Raw genomic sequence first — 4787 nt, forward strand, 5'->3', positions numbered from 1 at the left:
ACAATCCGCAACTAGGCTATGTGGGGTCTTCTTGGTCAGTCAGTAGAAAATTTGTTTTTACTTTCTGCACTTGGTTTTCGTTACAGTATTAAGATTTTAGTACACATAAAGTGCTATTGCACTTTCGCCTTATATCCCCGCCCTAAAAAGAAGGGGGAGGATTTACGGCTATTTTGCTAATATTATGCAGTTTTTACCAGCTTTCTGCTTAGCGCTTCATTTTGCTGTTTTTTTAATGTACTCATCGGGTACATAGATACAATCGTATCACCGGCAACGGGCAGATAACTATCGCCAATCTCAAAGGGTTTTAACGCGCCCGCAGCCGTCATTACAAATAACGGCACAACATTTTTGTTAGCTTCCTGATAATCCTGCCACAGAAAGGACTCGCCCAAGGTGGTTGTTTTGATTTTGCCCGCTTTGGTTAATATGCCGCTTAATTTAGCAAAAGTGACATCACTGCGGAATAATATTTGTCTGGAACGGAAAGTCGAACTGACCTGATTTACTTTATTATGATTCATCCCAGCATGCAGAGAAAATACGAAATTATCATCGAGCAGGTGAGAAAAATGTTGCACTCCCAGCGCGTTATAATGGCGGTTGGATGATAATGCCAATACCATTTTAATATCGGCAATAGGTATAAAGCGCTCAGCATGCTCAGACTGCGGATTACCATAATAACAGTCAAGCCCGGCCATCCTTGCTAAATGGCAGTTTTCCCAGGCAGGATCAGATAAAAGCACCGGGAAGCCTAATTCCTTTAAGCCTAAACCAATGCTTCTGGCCACATGGTTCCCGCCAATAACAAGAATCGTTGATGGCTCCGGTTTTCGCAGACCTAATTTTATTGCCAGCGGTGTCGCCGTAAGGCTTTGCAGTACCACGGTAACAATGATCACGGAAAATACCAGCGGCACTATTTTTTCAGCATCTTTCACCCCCGTTTCAGCAAGGCTTAACGCAAAAACAGAGCCGACTGCAGCAGCAACAATACCGCGCGGTGCTATCCAGGAAAGTAGTACCCGCGCTTTATAAGAGATATTACTGCCATAGGTAGAGGCTGCTATACATAAAGGACGGGCAATAAACAGCACAACCGCGAGAAAGACAAAAATCATCGGACCTAATAATAACACACTGTTCCAATCCAGTCGGGCAGCAAGCAGAATAAATAAGCTGGAAATCAAGATCATGGAAAGATCTTCTTTAAACTCAATAATCGAGCTTAAATCAAGATCATCCTGATTGGCTAGCCATATCCCGTAAATAGTAACAGCAAGCAGACCGGATTCATGACTGATATAGTCTGAAACAGAGAGTGTCACCAACACTAATGCCAATATTGCAAATTTATGCAGTTCATAAGGCAACCATTCGCGGCGGATCAGCAAGGTAGTAAACCACCCCACAAAAACACCAATTAATGAACCGACAGTTAAGATCTGCACAAGAGCAAACAGGGTATTCATAACTGCATCACCTTTACTTGCCGCTGTGACCGCACCGAAAATAAGCACGGCAAATAATGCACCAATCGGATCAATGACAATGCCTTCCCAGCGTAAAATTGAATCCACCTCTTTTACCGGTTTCATTGTATTTAACATCGGCGCTATCACTGTCGGCCCGGTGACTACCAATACAGCCCCGACAATAGCGGCCACGCGCCAGTCTAAATCAAGTAACCAATAGGCAGACAGGCCAATCACTGCAAAGGTCACCAGCATGCCAATAGAGCACAAATTACGCACCACGCGGCCAATCCCTTTTAATTCTTTAAAGTGCAGCGTTAATGCACCTTCAAACAGAATAATACCCACTGAAAGAGAAATAACCGGAAAGAGCAGATCCCCTAATAAATTATCGGGACTTAATAAACCCAGACCCGGCCCCAGTAATAGGCCCGTGAACAATAAAAATAGGATGGCAGGCACTTTTAATGACCATGCCAGCCACTGCGCCCCGACAGACACAAACGCTATAGCTGCAAAAATAAGTGCAGTCATAAATATCCTTAGCTAGCTGAAAAATTGACAATTTTGCAACGCCATTTATCTCCACGATAAATAGATCATTTACAAGGCGGCAATTAAAGCACACGTCAGGTAAATATTACTAATGAAATAATCAGCGAATCGAATTGTTTATTTTTAGAACGCTTAACTGTGCTTATACCAAATCCGATAATTATCTATTCATTTATGCTTGTTAAAATGAATGCTAGCTAGACATAAAACTACGTTTTAGTCTTTGTTATTGATTTTTCAATTAGAACAACTAGTTACTGCAATCAATGCCTTGCTTTCATCCATTTTTCCTACGCCTAAATAGATCATCTAATTAACGGAATTGGTATTATTTTCCCGGAATATAAGGGGCGGGCGAAGCAGGCTAATCCCCCGCTCCTGCCTGATTGTTAAGAAACTCAGTTTGTTATCATATGCTCAGCTAAATAGCTGGCTAAATGCACGGTCTGACGAGAGGTTGTCGCTTTAATCTGATGCGCACAGGAAAACCCGGTACTCAATACAGTGGCATCGGGTTGTTGACGAAGTGCCGGCAGCAGCGATAGTTCAGCCATTTTTTGAGACTGCAAAGCATGCTCTGTCTCCATGCCAAAGGTGCCGGCCATACCGCAGCAACTGGATTCAATAATACTGAAATCAATATCCGGGATCAAACGCAGTACCTTGCGCACCGACTTCATGGCACCCACGGATTTTTGATGACAGTGACCATGCACTAACAAAGCAGGCTCTGTTTTAGCTGAAATAAAGCGTAGATTAAAGCGGTGATTGATCCGCTCTTTAGCGATAAATTCTTCTAATAACACTGCCGCTCCAGCCATCTGCTGAGCTTGCTCGCCCAACCCCAGGACTTTGTATTCATCGCGCAGCATCAACAAAGCAGATGGCTCTAACCCTACAATGGACAGCCCTTTCTCTGCATGCGGTCCTAAAACAGCCAGTAACCTGGACGCTTCTTCCCTAGTACGATCCACACGCCCCTGAGAAAACAGTGTACGCCCTGAATCCAGAATATGACCGTCACCGGATTGTTCAGGTTGAACCAGTGTCACGCAGTAACCGGCATTTAATAAAAGAGCCAACGCATCCTGTGCAACTTCTGGCTGAAATAGTGCCGTAAAAGTATCTATCCACAGCACCACTTTATAAGCCGTTTTATTCTCTTTTTTTCTATTAACCCCGCGGCTATTGATAAAAGAGGGTTTGTAAACTTGTTGCGTAGCGCGAAAAGGCTGCCTTGCAGGCTCAGGAAGGATCACCCCGGCATTAATTGCGAGCAGATATTCACTGAGTTTAGCTAACCATGGTTGCACATTGCGGATACGCATTCCCCATTTAAGCCAGGGGTAACGGTATAATAAAAAAGGCCACTCGGCAAAGAGCCAGGCACGCAGATACACAGGTCTTATTTTTTTAACCCTGGTGATATTTTTAATACGTTGTGCAAGATATTCCACCTTGATCATCGCCATATCCAAACTGCTTTCACATTCGCGCTTACAACCCTTACAGGAGATACAGTCATCCATTGCCGCTGCCAACTCCTTATCCTGAAGAAGCGCATCCGGACTGTCCAGGTTTAAGACCCGCTTGAATAAGCTCACTCTTCCTCCTGGCGATCGCTGCTTGCGCTTATCGATACGGTAACTGGGGCACATCAGCCCTCTGGTCTGCTCTTCACAAACGCCACTGTTAATACAAACGGATACCGCTTTAGCAAAATCACCGCCCGAACGGGGAATATCGGCATAGGGATCCCCCATCCCCTGATCTTTATAACCGCTCCAGTCCAACTCATGCTTGATCTCAGATTTCATCAATTGCTCCCTGTTGTTATAAACAAGTTTCTGCAATTTACAGGCCAAACATAAACCATTGATTTTAAAAGCTTAAAAAGGTGTAAGAAGCGGGATGTATTGTCCGGAAGTTAACAAAAAGACGACTATTGGGGGCAAGCAGCAGGTAGCGGCCTTCGCAGCCATCGACTCGAAGCTCGTGGCGCATAATTCCCTAGGAAAATGAGAACAGTACTTAAACTGCAACAAGTTAGGTGAGGACAGCGTTCTGTATAAGAGACAGCGCTCTGGGTGGAAATACTTCTGCCGACGAGTAAGCACGACAGATACGGGTTCATTCCTGAATAGCAATACCTATTTCAGCCGCCAGACTTTGCAGCTGCTCACGGTTGTCCAAACGCAGAGACCAGCTTAGTCCGCTGCCTAGTGCTGTGACGACATTAGCCCCCCCGATAAGTGTCACTTCATCAACTTGAGCCTGCAGGGTTACTTTTGCATCTCCTTCAAGTTTGATCATAATGTCACGGTGATTGGCGATTATTTTTCCCTGATTAAACTCTATTAACATCTTATTTCTCTTATCCGGTCATTGTAGCTGCGCAGTTTACAGTAACTGTCACGGTTTTGACCATCGCTATTATGCCCATAATGAGTTAGCCCAATATTACTCCTTCAAGTTCTAGAGCACCATATATACCCATGATACTTCAAGATGCAAAGTCAGCAAGGCAAATTGTGCCGAGATGCCAGGCATAAAATTGAAGTATAGTTATTCTACAGAGAAATTTTATAACAAAGCAGATTGGTGCAATTAACCTTGCCCTACGGGGCGCTAGCTCGAAAACCAGTGCTGCGTTGCACCAATCGAAAAGGGAATAACCATTACCTCATGTTGCGTCTTGCTCTGGTCTCCGAGCTCGTGCCTGACAAAGCATTTTGAAGTAACATGGGTATA

At 44.3% G+C, this 4787-nt stretch carries 3 protein-coding genes; all 3 read right to left on the reverse strand.

Features of this window, described 5'->3' with window-relative positions; translation table 11 throughout:
- Positions 1-182 precede the first annotated feature (182 nt).
- The gene (locus ABZA00_RS16330; RefSeq protein WP_372883214.1) at positions 183-2015 is read right to left on the reverse strand and encodes a cation:proton antiporter; all 1833 of its coding nucleotides are present in this window, start codon (positions 2013-2015) and stop codon (positions 183-185) included.
- Positions 2016-2434: 419 nt separating this feature from the next.
- Positions 2435-3853 (reverse strand): (Fe-S)-binding protein, encoded by a 1419-nt coding sequence (locus ABZA00_RS16335; RefSeq protein ID WP_372883215.1) that lies wholly within the window; start codon positions 3851-3853, stop codon positions 2435-2437.
- Between the two features lie 313 nt (positions 3854-4166).
- Complete coding sequence (locus ABZA00_RS16340; protein ID WP_372883216.1) at positions 4167-4400, reverse strand: DUF3389 domain-containing protein; 234 nt, start codon at positions 4398-4400, stop codon at positions 4167-4169.
- Positions 4401-4787: the final 387 nt, after the last annotated feature.

This window comes from Psychromonas sp., assembly GCF_041586535.1.
Classification (GTDB): Bacteria; Pseudomonadota; Gammaproteobacteria; order Enterobacterales; family Psychromonadaceae; genus Psychromonas.